Source organism: Bradyrhizobium sp. SZCCHNPS1003 (assembly GCF_032381555.1).
Taxonomy (GTDB): domain Bacteria; phylum Pseudomonadota; class Alphaproteobacteria; order Rhizobiales; family Xanthobacteraceae; genus Bradyrhizobium.
In genome coordinates, this window is sequence record NZ_JAUHIU010000027.1 from 1 (window position 1) to 17,332 (window position 17,332).

Genomic DNA, 17,332 nt, shown 5'->3' on the forward strand with positions numbered 1-17,332 from the left:
CTCTTGCTGCCACAGGTCATCCTCGAAATGCCTGTCACAGAAATTATCGTGTCTCACTTAAGGGGTGCAGTCCAGCAGCGTCACCGTAACCCCTGGCGCATTCAGCCGGGCGGAAGCGACAGGGCGTCACTCGAGAGCAGGCGAAAGCAAACGATCAATCAGAGTTTCGTGCACTGCACCGTATTCCCCACCAGGTTCCGAGTACAATGTCACCATCATCCCCAAAGTCGATCGGAAAGCCGCTGCGGCTTTGTGGAAACCGGGTTACGGTGACGCTGCATTTTTTCTCCGACGGGCTCCTGCCGCCCTTACCCCATGCCAGACATGCCCATGGATGACCAAACGACCATGACTGGGCCAAGGAGCTGTGTCACATATCCGGGACCGCCGTAGCGAAGGACCGGTTCAATGCCAACATCGAGTGCCTCAGAGTGGATCGAATGGCAGCGGCAGCTTGAACGACCGTGTGTGCCGATCAAGGTTGGTGGCTCCCTTTCACCAGATAGGAACCAGCTCGCCTCGGTCTTTGGCCGGGTCGATGTTTGCTTACCCGGGGAGCATTGGCCGACGTGGCGCGAAAAGCCGCTCTGGCCCCTGTGCCAACTGAACCTGACGGAGGCTCCCTGGCGTCCGAACAGCCTCGCCGATATTGAACTCATTGCCTTGTTCATTTCGTTCCACTTCATGGAGGCCGAGTTTCCGTGGCTGCGAGATCCGGGTGAAGGAAAGGGAGCGAGTTGGTGCTTAAGGACGTATCCTTCTGTTGACGCGCTTGTCCCGCTCGTTGCGCCGTCACACGGCTCCACCATCCGTGACACCCAAGTTCTCTGGAGCAATGTCACACCCGACTCGCCGACGCACGATCTCCTGCCGCTCGACCTTCCAGACAATCTCCGCGACACTTATTATGAAATGAATTTCCCACGCATACATGCGACCAAATTGGGAGGTTGGCCCAGCTGCGTTCAGTCGGAGCCGTGGTGGTACCATCAGGACAGCGATGACGACTTCTCGTTTGCCATCCAAATCGATAGCGAAAGCGAGGCTGGCTGGATGTGGGGAGACAGCGGCACTGCGTATTTCGCCCGCAGCCAACGCGACCCACGGAAATGGGCATTCGACTGGCAGTGTTATTGAAAGTCCGATAGCGGACGAGCGGAAGTGCATATCGCCTTCTTGCATTCAGCTGCAATTGGCACGACGCGATTGCCCGAACGCTCTAGGATTTCCGGAGCTGGTGATAGACCGGCTGTGCCATCGGAGCGGGCTCTCAGTCAGAGTTTAGATTGGGACTACGTTGACGCTGCACTTTTTTCCGCGCGTTTCTTGCGAGCGCCAAGCGGCGATGTTTCGTCGTGCTCGGGAAGCAGGTCGTCATCAATGGTGAGTTTGATGGCGGCCAACTCATGTGATCAACTGATGCGGCACGACAGCGGCGCAAGCCATAAATTCTGAATACCAGAATATTTATTGACACCACCCCCAAATCAGTGATTTTATTCCCGCCATCCTGCTTCGCCGAGAGGGGCGTATCGCGATCGTCACGGCACGTGAGGCGGGGATGCGGTGGCCGCGGCTTCGTCAGGCGCTTTTGCGCGACGACTGATGAGCTGCGGACGGCGAAGTCGCGTGGTCCTGGCGCCCCGATGCTGGCGCCAAGGTCGCGGCGTTCATGACGAGCGCGGCGGGCGACGGGGGCAAGACAGCCGGTCCCCGGGGAGATCGCGTATAAGCCGTAAAGCCATCGCGCGGGGAAGGCCGGATGTTCGGCCGTACCTGTGGTTCTGCCGCGTGCTTTTTTGCTGCACGCGGACCGCGGGTGCGACCAGCACCCGGCCTTCCCCGCGCCCTCTCATCTGACGAGGACGCCAACTGCAGCAGAGCTCGGGCCGATCAAGCCGCGGGATCGCGGCGGCATGACCGTGAGCAACGCTGCGACGAGCAGCAGGCTGTTTGACAGAGTTGATTGGGATTAGAGAGCGCGGCTCAGTCGAGACGCGCGACGCTCGCGGATACGAACATGCCGAGATGCCCGACATGCGGGTTGATGAGATAGACGATGCGCTGGCCCGCCCGCTTCAGGTCGTCCGTGTCGGAGTAAACACTCGGAATCCAGCCGAGCGCCTGATGGGGCGGCGTGATGTTGTCGCCAGGCCACACGCCGATGGCGGCCGTCGGAGCGGCACCGGCGGCCGGCTCGGAAGAATCCGCCAATGGCCTGACCACTGGACCAGCCTGCGATCTGCGTTCGCGGAGGGTCTCAGGGAGGAAAGCGTGGGCCATGGCAGCCCTCCAATGGGCGAGTCGGAGCCTTACCGTCCCTGACCCTGCGTCATCATTCCCGGTTGCATCTGGCCGGACGGCATCATGCGCGCCATCGCGTTCATGCCCATATGTGGCGCCAGGAGTTCGTCGGCGGTTTTCTTCTGTTCGTCGGAAAGGGTGCCGACGAGGTTTGTCAGCGCCGACTTCATCGCGCGGGTGCCTTCCAGGCGCGCAGCCAGCCACTTCTCCTGCAGCGCAAGACGATCGACCAAGCCTTGCTGCCCAGCCCCCGTCTGCGGCATCATCGAGGCGCGCACCTCGCCAAGGCTCTTTGCGTTGGTGCGGAGTGCGTCGGCGAAGGCATTCCAGGCGGCGTCCTGCGCATCGGTGATCTTGAGCTCGGTCTTAAGGAAGGCGATCCGGCCCTCGACCCGGTCGATGGTGGCCAACCCGCTCATGCCAGCGCAGCCCCCTTCAGCGCCCGATTGCCCCATCATCCCCATCATGTTCGCCATGGGCATGTTGCCGCCCATCATGCCCCTGCCACCCATCATGCCTTGTCCCATCATTCCGGGCTGGCCGGCAGGCGACTGAGGTTGTGCGGCGGCGGGCGCCCCCTTCTGGTCAGGATGGTGCGCTTCGTGATCGGCGGCCGATTGCGCCCAGGACGTTGTGCTCGCCGTTGCAAGCAGCAATGCGACAGGCAGTGCCAGACGTTTCATGGAACCCTCCCGCTGATCAGTTGATTGGTCGCAATGAGTGCCGATTTTTACCGGCTACCGATTGATGCAAGTCAATCTCAGAAGCGATCCCAACTCTAAATTGCTTCCTGCGCGGTTTCTTATCGTCAGCGATCCGTTCGCTGATGTGGATTTTTTCACAGCGCAAACGAGCTTCGTCTGGGATCTTCACGCGAGACCGCGACCCGACATCTGTCGTCCAAGTTTCACAATGGAGAAGCCAATATGACCCTTCCCAAAATTCTTGCCGCTGCCGCGGCCCTGTCGCTCATTGCGTTGCCAGCGATGGCGCAGACCGGATCATCCGACACCGAAAAGAACGGCCATCACTATCAGGGAGGGCCGAAGACCGAAGTCCCCCACCATATGGGCAAGAAGGAGACGGTCGGCGTCTCCACCAAGACCCAGGGCACCGGCGGTCACCACTACCGCGGCGGACCCGCGACGTCGACGCCGCATCACATGGGCGACAAGGAGCGGTGAGCTGCGAGGTTGAGTAGGTGCGACGCCCCTGCGGGTCGCCGCACCCAATCAGCCGATATTGATTCCGACTGACACCAAGTCAGGCGCGAGCTATTTTTGAGCCTACGCCATCAGATGTCAGCAAATGTCGAAATCATCCAAAAGACGACCCGCACAACACGAAAGCGGCAAGACTTATCGCGCCGCGCTGCACGACCTACAGGTCGAACTCGTCAAGGTGCAGCGGCACGTCACGCACCTCCCACTCGCCGCGCCTCACCTCCAGCAATGGATTATAGGCGGCTGACTTCGCGTTGGTCGGATCGAACAGCAAGACCCGGCCGTGTTGGGCTCGGAAGCCCGAGGTCAGGGTCCAGTTCTCGCCCTTGATGTCGTGAACGATGCAGCTGCCCGGCCAGGTCAGCAGCGTTGGCACCACCAGACCGACGCCTTTACCGGACCTGGTCGGCGCGAAGCACAGCACATGTTCCGGTCCATCATGACGCAGGTAATTTTGCTCGAAACGCCCGAGCACGACACCATCAGGGCCGGTAAGGCCGGCAGCCCGAATCTCCTGATGCGTCGCCCAGCGAGCTGAACCGTAGGTCGCGGCAGTCTTGGCTTCGCGCGCCCGCCATACCGACATGCCAACGGCAACCGTGATCGAGATGAATCCGCCAGACGACGCGATGTAAGCCCCCTCTACGAAGACCTGCGGCGCATACGCGTCATAGGCGTACCACCACCAGAAGAATGCTGGCGGGAAGTAGATGGGTACTCCCGAGATCAGCTCGAACCATGGTTGTCCAAGCTGAGGTTGGTAACCGAGCCTCCAAGCCACCCACTGCGTGGCCGCCCACTTCGATCTCGCCGCCGGTCGCGTAGGTCGGGAGACGCCGTCATCACGACAGCGCCGCAAGCTCCCTCACGCCAACAGGAGACTTGGTTCGCCAACCGATCATGAATGCCCGCTCTGCGAGGCCGTTCCGAACGCGAGCGATCTGAGTCCGCTCTCTGACGAGTCGCGATCGCAGCAGGGGATCGTGAGTTCCCGATGCAATCAGGCATTTGTTGATTACCCAACCGAATGGCTCAATGCAGGCGCGCCGCAAGTCCTCCTGAAGAGCAGCGGCCTCTGAAACCGGAGTCGTCTCCGGCAGCGTCACCAGGATCACCCTTGTGTAGGTGGGGTCTTGCAGCCTCATTAGCGGGGTGACGATACGCCCGGCTCCGCTTGGCGCAAGTTGGCTTGTCATCTGGCGATGATAGGCCCCGGTCGCATCCAGCAGGAGTAGCGTGTGGCCCGTGGGCGCCGTATCGAGCACGACGAAGTCGCTACGGGCCTCCGCAACAATGTGCGAGAAGGCATGGAAGACGGCGACTTCCTCGGTACATGGCGAAGCGAGGTCTTCGAGCAGCAGAGCTTTGCCTTGCTCGTCCAGATCACGACCCCGACTTGCCAGGATTTTCGCGACATACCGCTCCGTCTCGACCCGAGGGTCGATCCGGTCAACGGTGAGGTCAGGCATGGCGCCATCGACCACGAAAGCGACATGAGCTGCGGGATCGGTGGTGCTGAGGTGGACGGCATGACCCCGCTTGGCCAATCCCACGGCAATGGCGGCAGCAATCGTCGTCTTTCCGACGCCGCCCTTGCCCATGACCATGATGAGGCCGTGCTTATCCCGCGCGATGTCATCGACCAACCGGTCCAGGCCCGGCAGGTCAACCGGTTCCAGGTTCGGCATGCTCGCAGCAACTGAAGGCTGGCTGGAGGGCGACAGAAGCGCCCTCAGAGCCGTCAGACCCACGATGTCGAAACCAAGCAACGGGATTTCGTCTCGCGAAAGTTTCGTGAGCGACGCAGGCATTGCCGCTAGTGCCTCGTCCTGATCCCGCTCAAGGGCAGTCGCGACGACGTCAGTTCGATCCGCCGCGTGGAAGCGCCCGTTCACCACGAGGAGCTGGTTCGAGAGATTGAGCGCATCGAGTTCGCCCGATGTTCTGGCCGCCTCACGGATGGCCCCCTTGTCGGCGCGGGTGACGAGAACGATAGTGGTCCGCTCGGAATCGCCCAAGGCCTGGAGCGCCTTGCGAAAGCGGTCCTCCTGCATCTTCAAGCCTGAATGCGGCCCGAGGCAGGACGCTCCTCGGTCATTGTCCTTGAGAAAGCCGGTCCATGCCTTTGGCAGGCTGAGCAGCCGTAGAGTGTGGCCAGTCGGGGCCGTATCGAATATGATGTGATCGAATCCTGCCATATCGCCGTCCAGCAGTCCCACGAACTCGTCGAAGGCGGCTATTTCGGTGGTGCAAGCTCCGGAGAGCTGCTCGCGCACAGTCGACCGCTCACCGGCGGTGACTTCCGGTCCGAGCTGTTCGAGGACCCGGGTGCGATAGCTCTCGGCAGCAGCTTCGGGATCGATATTCATCGCCGAAAGTCCGGCCACGTTTGCCACCGGCGCTGGGCGATCAGTCAAAGTGACTTCGAGCATCTCGTCCAGGTTCGACGCCGGGTCGGTACTGACGAGAAGAACGCGTAGTCCACGGTCGGCGAGGCCAACAGCGGTGGCACATGCAAGCGACGTCTTACCGACACCACCCTTCCCGGTGAAAAACAGATACGGCGTCGGGGCGTTCAGCGCGCGAAAGTGAGACATAATAAGCTGTCCTGCAGACGCTGCAGTCATGCAATTGCCGTCAGTCCGATGGGTGCGACGAGCATTGCGTTCAAAATGACCGCATCGTTGCATCGCTTTGCGATGGGATACCTGCGGAGATTCAATAGCAACGCCGCGAGCTCCTCTGTTGCGATGGATCAACGGATGGGAGTGACCAACGGGCTACGAGGCAACAACAAAATAGGTATCGATGGTGTGTTCTGGGCACGCCTGAGGCCCGCCCTCTAGCGATTAAGCCGTCGGACACTGCGCCCGGCATCGCCTTCGACCGAGCGATCTAATGCGGTCGTTGTACCGGCTCATCTGGGCTCGATGACCTCGCCATCCTCCTTGACGAACCGCCCGAACGGGCCGTTAAGGAGGTCGATGACCGCTTCCGACGGTCTGCACAACCGGACGCCCTTCGGCGTGACGACGATCGGGCGATTGATCAGGATCGGGTGTGCGATCATGAAATCCAGCAGTTCGTCGTCGGTCCACTTCGGATCGCCGAGGCCGAGTTCTTTGTAGGGCGTTCCCTTCTCGCGCAACAGGTCGCGAACCGGAATTCCCATGGTGGTGATGAGCTCCTGGAGCTTATCGCGCGACGGCGGCGTCTTGAGGTACTCGATGATCTCAGGCTCGATGCCGCTCTGCCGGATCATCGCGAGCGTGTTGCGGGACGTACCGCAATCTGGATTGTGGTAGATCGTAATGGTCATCTGTGAGCCTCCATCGCGGGCTTGGCCGCATTCGCTCCGGATTCATACCAGCCGCGAGTCGCCTTCACGATGCGGACCACCGACAGCATCACGGGCACTTCGACCAGCACGCCCACCACGGTCGCAAGCGCAGCTCCGGAGTCTAGTCCGAACAGGCTGATGGCAGCAGCAACCGCGAGCTCGAAAAAGTTGCTGGCGCCGATCAGCGCCGCAGGTGCAGCGACGCACCAGGCGACGCCGAAGCGCCGGCTCAGCCAGTAGGCGAGACCGGCGTTGAGATAGACCTGGATCAGAATCGGCACGGCGAGGATCGCAATCACGACCGGCTGCTTGACGATCTGCTCACCTTGGAAACCGAACAGCAGAACTAGCGTCGCCAGCAGAGCAACAAGCGACAATGGCTGCAGCCTCCGCATGGTCCGCTCGAAGGCACCACCGCCAGCGGCGAGAAGGGACGTCCTCCAGGCCTGCGCTACGACGACCGGCACAACGATGTACAGGACGACCGAGAGCAGAAGCGTCGCCCAGGGAACGCTGATGGAGGCTACACCGAGCAGAAGCCCCACCAGCGGCGCGAACAGGAAGACCATGATCACGTCATTCAATGCGACCTGGCTGAGCGTGTAGTGAGGCTCTCCTTCGCACAGGTTCGACCAGACGAACACCATCGCGGTGCAAGGAGCGGCTGCGAGCAGGATCAGACCCGCGATGTAGGATGGGATCTGCGCGGACGGCAGCATCGGCGCGAACACGTTGCCGATGAAGAAGGAGCCGAGAAGCGCCATCGAGAACGGTTTGACGGCCCAATTGATGAACAGGGTAACCCCCACGCCGCGCCAGTGCTCTCGGACCTGGCTCAAAGCACCGAAGTCGATCTTCAGCAGCATCGGCACGATCATCAGCCAGATCAGGACTGCCACTGGCAAATTGACCTTGGCCACTTCCGCGGCTGCAACCACTCCGAAGAAGCTAGGCATGAAGTGGCCGAGCACGACGCCGGCGACGATGCAGAGGGCAACCCAAAGTGTGAGGTAACGTTCGAAGATGCTCATGTGTCAGGCCACGTCGTTGCGGGATGAACTCGCGCCTTCCGACCGGCCGATCTCGCGCAACTTGGTGCCGAGCGACAGTTTGTCGATGCTGCGCAGAGGAAGATTGGTGAAGGTACCGATGCGATTCTTCAGGTACCGGAAGGCGGTCACGAATGCCGCCTCCTTCTGGAGATCAGTACCTTCAACTGCGGCGGGATCCTCGATGCCCCAGTGAGCGGTCATCGGCTGTCCAGGCCACACCGGACAGGTCTCACCGGCGGCGTTGTCGCAGACGGTGAAGACGAAATCCATGACGGGTGCATCGGGGGCGGCGAACTCGAGCCAGCTCTTCGAGCGCAAGCCGTCGGTCGGATAGTCCAGGCTTTGGAGAGTGCGTAGCGCCAGCGGGTTGACCGCGCCCTTCGGCGTGCTGCCTGCCGAGAACGCCCGGAAGCGGCCGCCGGCATCCTTTCGCAGGATCGATTCCGCCATGATTGAACGGGCGGAGTTGCCGGTGCAGAGGAAGAGAACGTTGTAGAGGTGATCAGACACGGCTTCGCTCCCTTTTCTTTTTCGGAGGACAGCAAGGCGCAAGGCTTTCAATCAATGGTGCGCAGACTTCCGGCCGGCCGCCGCAGCAGTCCTGCAGCAGAAACAGCGCCACCTTCTGGAATTCGGCAAGATTGGCGCGATAGATGATCGACCGGCTGTGGCGCTCCGAGGTGACGAGGTCCGCCCTTGAAAGGATCGAAAGGTGCGCCGAGAGCGTGTTCTGGGGAACTTCCAGGGCGCGAGCAAGCTCTCCGGCCGACAGACCCTCCGGCTCATGACTTGCCAGAATACGAAATGCGTTCAGCCGAGTGGGCTGAGCGAGCGCGGCGAGCGCCAAGACCGCTTCTTCATTATCCATATTTCTAGACTTATGGATATTACAGTACTCTGTCAACCACAGAGTGGCGCTGAGCTCCCGCAGGTCCTTGAGACGCGCGCCGGTGAGCTGTTGCTTGAGCTATCTCAATACCTCACCGTCACATGCCTGTCATATTCGTTGCCGCGCCAGACGCCATTCGATACTCTCTAAGAAAAAAGGGGCGACGATGCTCTAGGAGGGATCGCCATGGGTTTGCGTCAAAGGCAGGCCCCTGCATCACATGTGAATAGAAAGCGAGTCACGAGGCGCGTAGTCCTATCCGGACTAGCGGCGAGTACGATTGCTCTTAAGGGCAGACACGCCGTAGCGGCTGATCCGCGGCCGGTGCAGATTGGGCTCACGCCCGTGCTTCTGACTTCCGACCTGGAGCTGTTGGCGACACTTCGCTCTTATCTTGAGCGCATTTGGAGCAGGGAAGTCCAGATCCTCACGCGCCGAACCTACCAGGAGATCACGCTCCTCCTGGTAAACGGACAAATTGATGCGGCCTGGATCTGCGGCTACCCCTACGTCCAATTTCGCGAGCAGCTCGATCTGGTAGCGGTACCGGTGTGGAAGGGCCGCCCACTTTACCAGTCCTACGTAATCGTCGACGCCCGCCGCAAGGCCGACTCGTTCGAGGATCTGAAGGGCGACACGCACGCGTTCTCCGATCCCGACAGCAATTCCGGCTTCCTCGTCACGCGAGCCCTCCTCACGGATCTGCACACCAAGCCGGAGGATTTCTTCAGGCATCACTTCTTCACCTATGGTCATCGCAATGTCGTCCGCGCAGTCGCCTCCGGGCTGGCGGACAGCGGATCCGTCGACGGCTACGTGTGGGAAGTCCTCAGCATCGTAGAGCCCGATCTAACCACTCCGACTCGCGTGTTGCGACAATCGGAATGGCTAGGATTTCCGCCGGTGGCGTGCGGAAAGAACCGCCCGAGCGGGCTTTCGGTCGATGACCTGGCCGCCGCATTCGTCGGGATGTCCTCCGATCCAGAAGCCCGTCGGGTGCTGCAGATGCTGCATCTCGACGGTTTCACGAGAAGCGATCCATCCCTGTTCGACACGATTGGGGCGAAGATGAACTATGTTCGGAGCCTCGGATGAGCGCTCGCTTCGACCTGAGATCGAATCTGCCGGTCGTGATCAAGGTCCCTGCGCTTGTGGCGCTGCTCATGGTCGCCATCGGGGTGGTGCTCACAGATCAGGTGCTCAAGAGGCTCGCCGAAACCCAGGATCGCCATTTCCGGGAATTGACCGCCGCCTACCTGGACGGGCTTTCGTCGTCGGTGATGCCTGGGGTGATCCGTGGGGACGCCTGGGAGACGTTCGACAATCTCGACCGCGCTCGTTCACTGTACCGCGGCTTGACAATTCTCGAGACGGTGGTGGCGGAACCCGACGGCATCGTCCTGGCTTCCTTCGATCCCCGTACCGTGCCGGCCTTTGCACCCGTGCCGAAGTCGATCGTCGATCGGTTTGCGGACGCAAACGATAGCTGGCTTGACGAGCAGGCCGAGCGTGCCGGCGTCCGCCGCGTGCTGCTCGATCAGGGGCGTCGCATCGGGGTGATCTACACCCAATTCGACGTCGGCGCTCGATTCAAGGAGCGGCGGGACGTGCTCTGGACGTTGGTCGCGACCAATATCGCCATCACTATGCTCGTCGCGGCGGTCGGCTTCATCGCGGTGCGCAGAATGCTGCGACCGGTGCAGCTCTTGACCACGCATTTCAGGCGGGGGCAGTCCGGCGAACTGCTGTGCATCGCAGATGAGGATGTCGGACCGCCCAGTTCGGAGTTCGGTCGCCTATTCAGACACTACAACATGATGGTGCGATCATGGAACGAGCGTGAGGCGCTGGCTGCTCGCGTCGCGGAAGAGCAACGCCTCACTAGCCTCGGCCGTCTTGCCTCCGGGATGGCCCACGAAATCAACAATCCGCTGGGAGGCATGTTCAACGCGATCGAGACGCTCCGGCGACATGGCCATCAGCTTGGGGTTCGGGAGCGTGCACTCTCTCTTCTCGAGCGGGGGCTCGCGGGCATCCGCGACGTCGTGAGGTCCGCATTGGTGACCCACCGTGTCGACACCGCGATGCGTCCGCTCAAGCCAAGCGACATCGAGGACCTGCGTCTTCTGATCGGTCCCGAGCTCGATCGCAGAAACCTTTCGCTGTCGTGGGCGAACGAGCTTCCCGGCGAGATTCCCGTCAGAGCGAATGCCGTCCGTCAGGCCGCGCTTAATCTGCTGCTCAACGCGTGCCAAGCAAGCGCGCCCGCCGGCCGTATCGCATTCGAAGCGGGGCTGGTGGACGGCAGCCTAGTCCTGACAGTGAGCGACGAAGGCGCCGGACTCGACCAGGATAGGGTCAGCTACCTCGAAAGCCGTGAAGCGGATGCCGCGCCACGGCCCGGAGAGCCCGGCCTTGGCCTTTGGATCATTCGGCGTCTCGTTCTGGAAGTCGGCGGCTCCATCCGAGTCGAGCATCCGGCCGGCGGCGGAACGGCGATCTCCATAGCGATACCCGATGGCTCGGGGGAGGAGCAGCGCAATGTTGCCTGAGTCAGTGTCCATCGCTGTGATCGAAGACGATCCGATCATGGGAGAATCCCTCAACCAGTACCTGGAGCTGGAGGGCTGCAAGGTCGAGTGGTGGCGCAGCGGCCAGGAAGCTCTCGCGGGCCTGAGGCGAGGTGCCCCCGATCTTGTCATCTGCGACATCCGTTTGCCGGACATGTCGGGTGAGGACATCTTCCGGAAAGTGAGCGGCGAAAGTGCCGCCCCGCCGTTTCTGTTCATGACCGCATACGGCCAGATCGACCATGCGGTGGCTCTCATCAGGGCCGGCGCGGGCGACTACGTGACCAAGCCATTCGAACTCGACGATCTGATATCGCGCGCCCGCGCTCTGATCGGCCGTAGGCCGGCGGTTCCGGACGGCGTATTGGGACTGTCGCAGCAGATGCGCCGCATCGAGGAACTGCTCGCCCGCATGGCCGGCCGTAATACGCCTGTGCTGTTCACCGGCGAGACCGGCTCTGGCAAGGAGGTCTGCGCACGCCACCTCCACAACATTTCGGATGCCGCTTCCCGGCCATTCGTGGCAGTCAACTGCGCCGCCATCCCGGACAGTCTGCTCGAGAGCGAGGTCTTCGGACACGAGAAGGGCGCCTTCACGGGCGCCAACAGCAGGCACCTCGGGTATGCGGAGCGTGCCCAATCCGGGACCCTCTTTCTCGACGAGGTCGCGGAGCTACCACTGCAACTTCAGGCAAAGCTGCTTCGGCTGCTCGACGAACGCCGCTTCTACCGCCTGGGCGGCGAAGCCATCGTCCCGTTCCGGGCGCGCGTCGTTTGTGCCACCAACCGGGATCTCGCGGCGGAAGTCGCTGCGGGGCGATTTCGCGAAGACCTGTACTACCGCATCAACGTCGTCGCGGTCGCGATTCCGCCGCTTCGCGAGCGGCCCGAAGACATTCAGCTTCTCATGCATCGCTTCTTCACCGAACTTGCCAGCGCAAATCCGGACCTGCGCGGACTGAGTAGCGGCGCCGAAAGTGCCGCTCTGGCTCACCCCTGGCCCGGCAACGTGCGCGAGCTGCGGAATCGGCTCGACAGGGCGGTCGCGTTGGCGACGGGCCCATGGCTTATGCCGGTCGATCTGTTTCCCGAGACGATGCGCAGCGCGAGCCAGCCGTCCGGAAGATCGCTCGCCGAGGCGCGTGACGCCGCGGAACAACAGGAGATCGAGCGCGCGCTCAAGGATACGGGCGGGCAGATCGCCGAAGCGGCGAAGCTGCTCGGTGTCTCGCGAACCACGCTGTGGGATCGCATGCGCCGTTTCGGCATCAACGCGGTCTGACACGTTCAGTATTCTGAACATCTCGCTTTGTGAACGTTCGGATAATTGGACGGCTTGCTGCAGCGCGTCCTAGAGACTTCAAGAACTTAGACCGTTCGCGCTTCTGGCCCGGGAATTGAAGTCCAGAGATGAACGGATCAGCCCAATGATCCGCGCATCACCCGGGAGAAGCCCTCATGAAAAAGTGCGATCTGATGGTCGACGCCGGCAGGCGCCGATTTCTAAGCGGCGCAACGGTGGCCGCCGCCGGCGCCGTGGCCGCGAGCGCGATGTCGACGCCCGCTCAGGCTGCCCCGTCCCAAGCCCGCGTCGCATATCCATCGAGCCGCCTGGCCAACGTGTCTCAGCTCAAAACGAATGAGCCCATGGACGTGGCGTATCCGGATGCGGACGCGCCGGGCGTGCTGATCAAGCTCGGCACCCGCGTGGAGGGCGGAATTGGTCCCGACGGCGATATCGTTGGGTTCTCGACCGTGTGCCCGCACAAGGGCTTCCCTCTGAGCTACTCGAAGGAGGATAGGTCGCTGAGCTGCCCCGGTCACTATGGACGCTACGACGTCGAAAAGGGAGGACAGCAGATCTGGGGTCACGCCACCCAGAACCTCGCGCAATACCAGCTCCGGATCGACGGCAAGGGCGACATCTACGCCGACGGTGTGGACGAGCTCCTGTACGGCCGGCTTTCCAACGTTCTGTGAGGGAGGGACAACATGACCTATAAGCGCCAGACCGACCGCCTCCCGATCATCCCGGCGGATGCCAAGGAGCACAACGTCACCTGCCACTACTGTATCGTCGGATGCGGCTACAAAGCCTACACCTGGGCGATCAACAAGCAGGGTGGCTTCGATCCGAAGTCCAACAAATTCGGCGTCGACCTGTCCAAGCAGCAGGGCGCGGAGACCGCGGCCTGGTATTCGCCGTCCATGTACAACATCGTCAAGCAGGACGGTAAGGACGTTCACCTCGTCATCAAGCCGGACACGGACTGTGTCGTGAACTCCGGTCTCGGTTCGATCCGCGGCGCGCGGATGGCCGAGAACCACACCTCCCAGCAACGGAACACCCAGCTGCAGCGTCTGACCGACCCGATGGTCTGGCGCTATGGCTCGATGCAGCCGACGAGCTGGGATGACGCGCTCGATCTGGTGGCACGCGTCACGGCAGCGGTCATCAACGAGCAGGGCGAAGACGGCCTCTTCGTATCGATGTTCGACCACGGCGGATCGGCTGGAGGATACGAGAACACCTGGGGTACCGGAAAGCTCTACTTCGGCGCCATGAAGATCAAGAACGTCCGCATTCACAATCGGCCCGCCTACAATTCCGAGGTGCATGCGACGCGCGACATGGGCGTCGGCGAGCTCAACAACTGCTACGAGGACGCCGAGCTTGCGGACACGATCGTGGCGATCGGCACCAATCCGCTCGAGACCCAGACCAACTACTTCCTCAACCATTGGATACCGAACCTGCGCGGCACCACGATGGACAAGAGGAAGAAGGAATTCCCCGGCGAACCCGTCGAGGCCAGCCGGATCATCATCATCGATCCACGCCGCACCGCGACTACGGCAGCCTGCGAAGCCGAGGGCGGGAAGGATCGTGTCCTCCACCTCGCGCTTGAGCCTGGCACGGACCTCGTGCTGTTCAACGCGCTTCTGGCCTACGTGGCCGACAAGGGGTGGATCGACAAGGAGTTCATCGCGGCAAGCACGTTGCCCTCGGGTCAGGCCGCCGGTCTGATATCGCGGCCCGGCGGCACGCCGGCCGATCAACCGTTGACCGATTTCGCGTCGGCCTTGGCTGCGAACCGCACGTCGATCGAGGACGCGGCGAAGATCACCGGGCTCCGCGGAGAGGACATCGTCAAGGCAGCCCAGTGGATCGCGGAGCCGAAGGCCGGCGGCAAGCGCCGGCGGACGATGTTCGGATACGAGAAGGGCATCATCTGGGGCAACGACAACTACCGCACCAACGGCGCCATCGTGAACCTCGCGCTCGCGACCGGCAACGTCGGCCGGCCGGGCGGCGGAGTCGTGCGCCTGGGCGGCCACCAGGAAGGCTACTCGCGTCCATCCGACGCCCATGTCGGGCGGCCGGCCGCCTACGTCGACAAGCTCCTCATCGAGGGGCGCGGCGGCATCCATCACATCTGGGCCTGCGACCACTACAAGACGACGCTCAACGCGTTCAAGTTCAAGCAGGTGTACAAGCGCCGGACGGACATGGTGAAGGACGCCATGAACACCGTGCCCTGGGGCGACCGCAAGGCCATGGTCGACGCCATCATGGTCGCGATCCGGCAGGGCGGCCTGTTCTCGGTCGACGTCGACATCGTGCCGACCCAGATCGGACAAGCCTCCCACGTCTGGTTGCCTGCAGCCATCTCCGGCGAGATGAACCTGACATCCATGAACGGCGAACGACGAATGCGGCTGACCGAGCGCTACATGGATCCGCCCGGCAACGCGATGCCGGACTGCCTCATCGCCGCCCGGTTTGCGAACACGATGGAGCGCGTGCTGCGCGAGCAGGGCAATGCCTCCTACGCCGATCAGTTCAAAGGGTTCGATTGGAAGACGGAGGAAGACGCCTTCAACGACGGCTACCGCAAGCACGAGAAAGGCGGCGAGAACGTCACGTATGCGCGCCTCCGCGCGATGGGCACGAACGGCTTCCAGGAGCCATCTGTCGGCTTCGCCGACAACAAGATCCAGGGAACCAAGCGACTGTACACGGACGGAAAGTTCTCGACCAAGGACGGCAAGGCATTCTTCATGGCCGCGCCCTGGCGCGGGCTTCAGGCCGCGGGCAAGGCCGAGCAGAAGGCCAAGTACAAGTTCCTGGTCAACAACGGACGGACCAACCTCGTTTGGCAGAATGCGTTCATGGATGCCCAGAACGACTTCGTCATGGACCGGACGCCGTACCCCTTCATCGAGATGAACCCGAACGACATGAAGGAGCTCGGCCTGGGCGAAGGCGATCTGGTCGAGGTCTATAATGATGCCGGTTCGACCCAAGCGATGGTCCAGCCAACGCCGTCGGCGAAGCCAAAGCAAACGTTTATGCTCTTTGGGTTCCCGACCGGCGTGCAGGGCAACGTCGTCAACGCCGGAGTGAACGAGCTCATCATTCCCAACTACAAGCAGACGTGGGCGGACATCCGCAAGATCGCTTCGGCTCCCGAGACCACCAAGCGACTGTCGTTCAAATCGCCGCACTACAAGGCGTAGAGACGAGGACCGGGCGGCGGGAGCCGCCCGGCCCCGATCAAGTGTATTGATCTCGGTCATGTCGCTGCCGGTCAGCCGAGGTCAACATAGTGCCGGGCTCGGCAAAATGCCGGATGCTCGACCTGTTGGACCTTCGCACCGGGGAGCGGGCGAGGATCATCCAGGATCGCGGAAGCGAATCTCGCGGCTGCAAGCTGGACGAACAGGCCCAGCTCTCGATGGCGCATTGCATAGAATCCGCGATCAGGGATGCAGTGGATCTCGTCGTCATCAGTCGGTTTGGCAGAGCCGAGGCCGCAGGACACGAGCTGCTCGCTTCCTGCGCGGACATCGTCTGCGCGGGAACCCCGCTCCTGACAGCGGTGCGGGAGCCCTACGTGGAACGCTGGCGCCAGTTTCACGGCGGCTTGGGAGCTGAGCTCCCCTGTTCGGCCGAGGCCGTTCTTGCCTGGTTCGACGCGATCCATCGCAATCCACAACACCGGGAGCAGAGCATGCACGCTGAACCCGCCGGATAGAGGTGCAATCGATGCCGCCCCGCTAAACCTGCGCCGGCTCTAGGTCTTGAAAGGCGAGAGGGCTATAATCGGCGGCCCGGAACGCCCGGCAGACCGCCATGTCGCGTACTCCATCGCTGTACGACCCGATTAACGAATACAAGCCCTTCGCGCCAGGAATCGGGGTCGTCGACGGGCCATTCGAGTACCTGACGATGGCTGGCGTGACGCTGCCACTGCCGTTTTCGACGCGCATGACCGTCGTGCAGCTTCAGAATGGTGAACTATTCCTCCATTCACCCATCGCGCTCGATCTCGAACTCGCGCGCCACCTACGATCGATCGGTTCGATCAGCCATCTCGTATCACCAAACCAATTTCACTATGCTCACATCGGGGAGTGGTCGCGAGCATTCCCCGATGCCACTACGTGGGGGTCTCCGGGCGCACGCCGACGCGCACGGGCGCGAGGAATTGACGTGCGGTTCGATGATGAGCTTACGTCGACGCCGCCGCCGGCGTGGGGAGGTGAAATCGACCAAACTGCCATCCCAGGAGGCATTTTCGGAGAAATCGTCTTCTTTCACAGGGCGTCCAGAACGCTCATTCTCACCGATACGATCATCAACCTTGAGCTGGACAAGATTAGCGAGCCCTGGCGCTCGGCTGCGCACCTCACGGGAATGTACCATCCCAATGGCCAGATCTTTTTCGGAATGCGCTTGCCACTCTTGTTGCACCGAAGAAGAGCCCGAGCCGCAATTGACAGAGTCTTGTCTTGGGACCCCGAGCATATAGTCGTGAGTCACGGGCGGTGCTTCGAGGCGAATGGCCGTCAAGTTCTCGATCGCTTCTTCGCCTGGTATGCCTGAGAGAACCAGAGCACGCGCTATTTCGACATTTCTAGAAATATAATTGACTCTTCCTGCGCGCCGG

15 protein-coding genes and 2 pseudogenes are annotated in these 17,332 nt (G+C 61.9%); 9 read left to right on the forward strand and 8 right to left on the reverse strand.

Annotated features, from left to right (window positions below; all coding sequences use genetic code 11):
- The first annotated feature begins 468 nt into the window (after positions 1–468).
- Entirely contained in the window at positions 469–1,137 is a 669-nt protein-coding gene (locus QX126_RS30935; RefSeq protein WP_315777872.1) for a DUF1963 domain-containing protein, read from the forward strand.
- A gap of 852 nt (positions 1,138–1,989) precedes the next feature.
- On the opposite strand, the pseudogene QX126_RS30940 reads toward QX126_RS30935, so the two are convergent.
- Positions 1,990–2,151: pseudogene (locus QX126_RS30940) on the reverse strand (DUF3141 domain-containing protein); the annotation flags it as partial.
- Positions 2,152–2,312: 161 nt separating this feature from the next.
- Positions 2,313–2,987: a Spy/CpxP family protein refolding chaperone gene (locus QX126_RS30945; RefSeq protein ID WP_315736038.1), complete on the reverse strand. Its 675-nt coding sequence runs from the start codon at positions 2,985–2,987 to the stop codon at positions 2,313–2,315.
- Between the two features lie 243 nt (positions 2,988–3,230).
- Here QX126_RS30945 and QX126_RS30950 point away from each other — a divergent pair, with 243 nt between their 5' ends.
- Complete coding sequence (locus tag QX126_RS30950; RefSeq protein WP_315736036.1) at positions 3,231–3,488, forward strand: hypothetical protein; 258 nt, start codon at positions 3,231–3,233, stop codon at positions 3,486–3,488.
- A gap of 226 nt (positions 3,489–3,714) precedes the next feature.
- Here the strand turns inward: QX126_RS30950 and QX126_RS30955 are convergent.
- From QX126_RS30955 to QX126_RS30980, 6 genes and pseudogenes are all read right to left on the reverse strand, one after another.
- Positions 3,715–4,326 (reverse strand): annotated as a pseudogene (locus tag QX126_RS30955) (type IV secretory system conjugative DNA transfer family protein); the annotation flags it as partial.
- A gap of 43 nt (positions 4,327–4,369) precedes the next feature.
- The gene (gene arsA / locus QX126_RS30960) at positions 4,370–6,124 is read right to left on the reverse strand and encodes an arsenical pump-driving ATPase (protein ID WP_315786076.1); all 1,755 of its coding nucleotides are present in this window, start codon (positions 6,122–6,124) and stop codon (positions 4,370–4,372) included.
- Between the two features lie 320 nt (positions 6,125–6,444).
- The gene (gene arsC, locus QX126_RS30965) at positions 6,445–6,846 is read right to left on the reverse strand and encodes an arsenate reductase (glutaredoxin) (RefSeq protein WP_315736031.1); all 402 of its coding nucleotides are present in this window, start codon (positions 6,844–6,846) and stop codon (positions 6,445–6,447) included.
- The gene (arsB, locus tag QX126_RS30970; protein ID WP_315736029.1) at positions 6,843–7,898 is read right to left on the reverse strand and encodes an ACR3 family arsenite efflux transporter; all 1,056 of its coding nucleotides are present in this window, start codon (positions 7,896–7,898) and stop codon (positions 6,843–6,845) included. The genes arsC and arsB overlap by 4 nt, the downstream gene beginning before the upstream one ends.
- Before the next feature lie 3 nt (positions 7,899–7,901).
- Positions 7,902–8,429 (reverse strand): arsenate reductase ArsC, encoded by a 528-nt coding sequence (locus tag QX126_RS30975; protein WP_315786165.1) that lies wholly within the window; start codon positions 8,427–8,429, stop codon positions 7,902–7,904.
- Positions 8,422–8,787, reverse strand: coding sequence for a metalloregulator ArsR/SmtB family transcription factor (locus QX126_RS30980; RefSeq protein WP_315736027.1), 366 nt, complete (start codon positions 8,785–8,787; stop codon positions 8,422–8,424). The genes QX126_RS30975 and QX126_RS30980 overlap by 8 nt, the downstream gene beginning before the upstream one ends.
- A gap of 366 nt (positions 8,788–9,153) precedes the next feature.
- Between QX126_RS30980 and QX126_RS30985 the strand changes: the two genes are divergently transcribed.
- The 7 genes from QX126_RS30985 to QX126_RS31015 all read left to right on the forward strand — a co-directional run bounded on the left by QX126_RS30985 (position 9,154) and on the right by QX126_RS31015 (position 17,268).
- Positions 9,154–9,903 carry a PhnD/SsuA/transferrin family substrate-binding protein gene (locus tag QX126_RS30985; RefSeq protein WP_315786079.1) on the forward strand — a complete coding sequence of 250 codons (750 nt, stop codon included), beginning with the start codon at positions 9,154–9,156 and terminating at the stop codon, positions 9,901–9,903.
- The gene (locus tag QX126_RS30990; protein ID WP_315786081.1) at positions 9,900–11,360 is read left to right on the forward strand and encodes a HAMP domain-containing sensor histidine kinase; all 1,461 of its coding nucleotides are present in this window, start codon (positions 9,900–9,902) and stop codon (positions 11,358–11,360) included. Before QX126_RS30985 ends, QX126_RS30990 begins: the two co-directional genes overlap by 4 nt.
- The gene (locus QX126_RS30995; RefSeq protein ID WP_315786084.1) at positions 11,350–12,660 is read left to right on the forward strand and encodes a sigma-54 dependent transcriptional regulator; all 1,311 of its coding nucleotides are present in this window, start codon (positions 11,350–11,352) and stop codon (positions 12,658–12,660) included. Before QX126_RS30990 ends, QX126_RS30995 begins: the two co-directional genes overlap by 11 nt.
- Positions 12,661–12,836: 176 nt before the next feature.
- Complete coding sequence (locus QX126_RS31000) at positions 12,837–13,358, forward strand: arsenate reductase (azurin) small subunit (protein ID WP_315736019.1); 522 nt, start codon at positions 12,837–12,839, stop codon at positions 13,356–13,358.
- A gap of 12 nt (positions 13,359–13,370) precedes the next feature.
- On the forward strand, positions 13,371–15,899 hold the full coding sequence (locus QX126_RS31005; protein ID WP_315786087.1) for an arsenate reductase (azurin) large subunit: 2,529 nt from the start codon (positions 13,371–13,373) through the stop codon (positions 15,897–15,899).
- A 113-nt stretch (positions 15,900–16,012) separates the two neighbouring features.
- Positions 16,013–16,417, forward strand: a complete 405-nt coding sequence (locus QX126_RS31010; RefSeq protein ID WP_315786091.1) for a DUF2478 domain-containing protein — start codon at positions 16,013–16,015, stop codon at positions 16,415–16,417.
- A 98-nt stretch (positions 16,418–16,515) separates the two neighbouring features.
- Entirely contained in the window at positions 16,516–17,268 is a 753-nt protein-coding gene (locus tag QX126_RS31015; protein ID WP_315786094.1) for a DUF4336 domain-containing protein, read from the forward strand.
- Positions 17,269–17,332 lie beyond the last annotated feature (64 nt).

Excerpts from the sequence above, each read along its gene's own strand:
- QX126_RS30945 (WP_315736038.1), bottom strand. The coding sequence starts at position 2,987 with ATGAAACGTCTGGCACTGCCTGTCGCATTGCTGCTTGCAACGGCGAGC.
- QX126_RS30950 (WP_315736036.1), top strand. The coding sequence starts at position 3,231 with ATGACCCTTCCCAAAATTCTTGCCGCTGCCGCGGCCCTGTCGCTCATT.
- arsA (WP_315786076.1), bottom strand. The coding sequence starts at position 6,124 with ATGTCTCACTTTCGCGCGCTGAACGCCCCGACGCCGTATCTGTTTTTC.
- arsC (WP_315736031.1), bottom strand. The coding sequence starts at position 6,846 with ATGACCATTACGATCTACCACAATCCAGATTGCGGTACGTCCCGCAAC.
- arsB (WP_315736029.1), bottom strand. The coding sequence starts at position 7,898 with ATGAGCATCTTCGAACGTTACCTCACACTTTGGGTTGCCCTCTGCATC.
- QX126_RS30980 (WP_315736027.1), bottom strand. The coding sequence starts at position 8,787 with ATGGATAATGAAGAAGCGGTCTTGGCGCTCGCCGCGCTCGCTCAGCCC.
- QX126_RS30990 (WP_315786081.1), top strand. The coding sequence starts at position 9,900 with ATGAGCGCTCGCTTCGACCTGAGATCGAATCTGCCGGTCGTGATCAAG.
- QX126_RS30995 (WP_315786084.1), top strand. The coding sequence starts at position 11,350 with ATGTTGCCTGAGTCAGTGTCCATCGCTGTGATCGAAGACGATCCGATC.
- QX126_RS31000 (WP_315736019.1), top strand. The coding sequence starts at position 12,837 with ATGAAAAAGTGCGATCTGATGGTCGACGCCGGCAGGCGCCGATTTCTA.
- QX126_RS31005 (WP_315786087.1), top strand. The coding sequence starts at position 13,371 with ATGACCTATAAGCGCCAGACCGACCGCCTCCCGATCATCCCGGCGGAT.
- QX126_RS31010 (WP_315786091.1), top strand. The coding sequence starts at position 16,013 with ATGCTCGACCTGTTGGACCTTCGCACCGGGGAGCGGGCGAGGATCATC.
- QX126_RS31015 (WP_315786094.1), top strand. The coding sequence starts at position 16,516 with ATGTCGCGTACTCCATCGCTGTACGACCCGATTAACGAATACAAGCCC.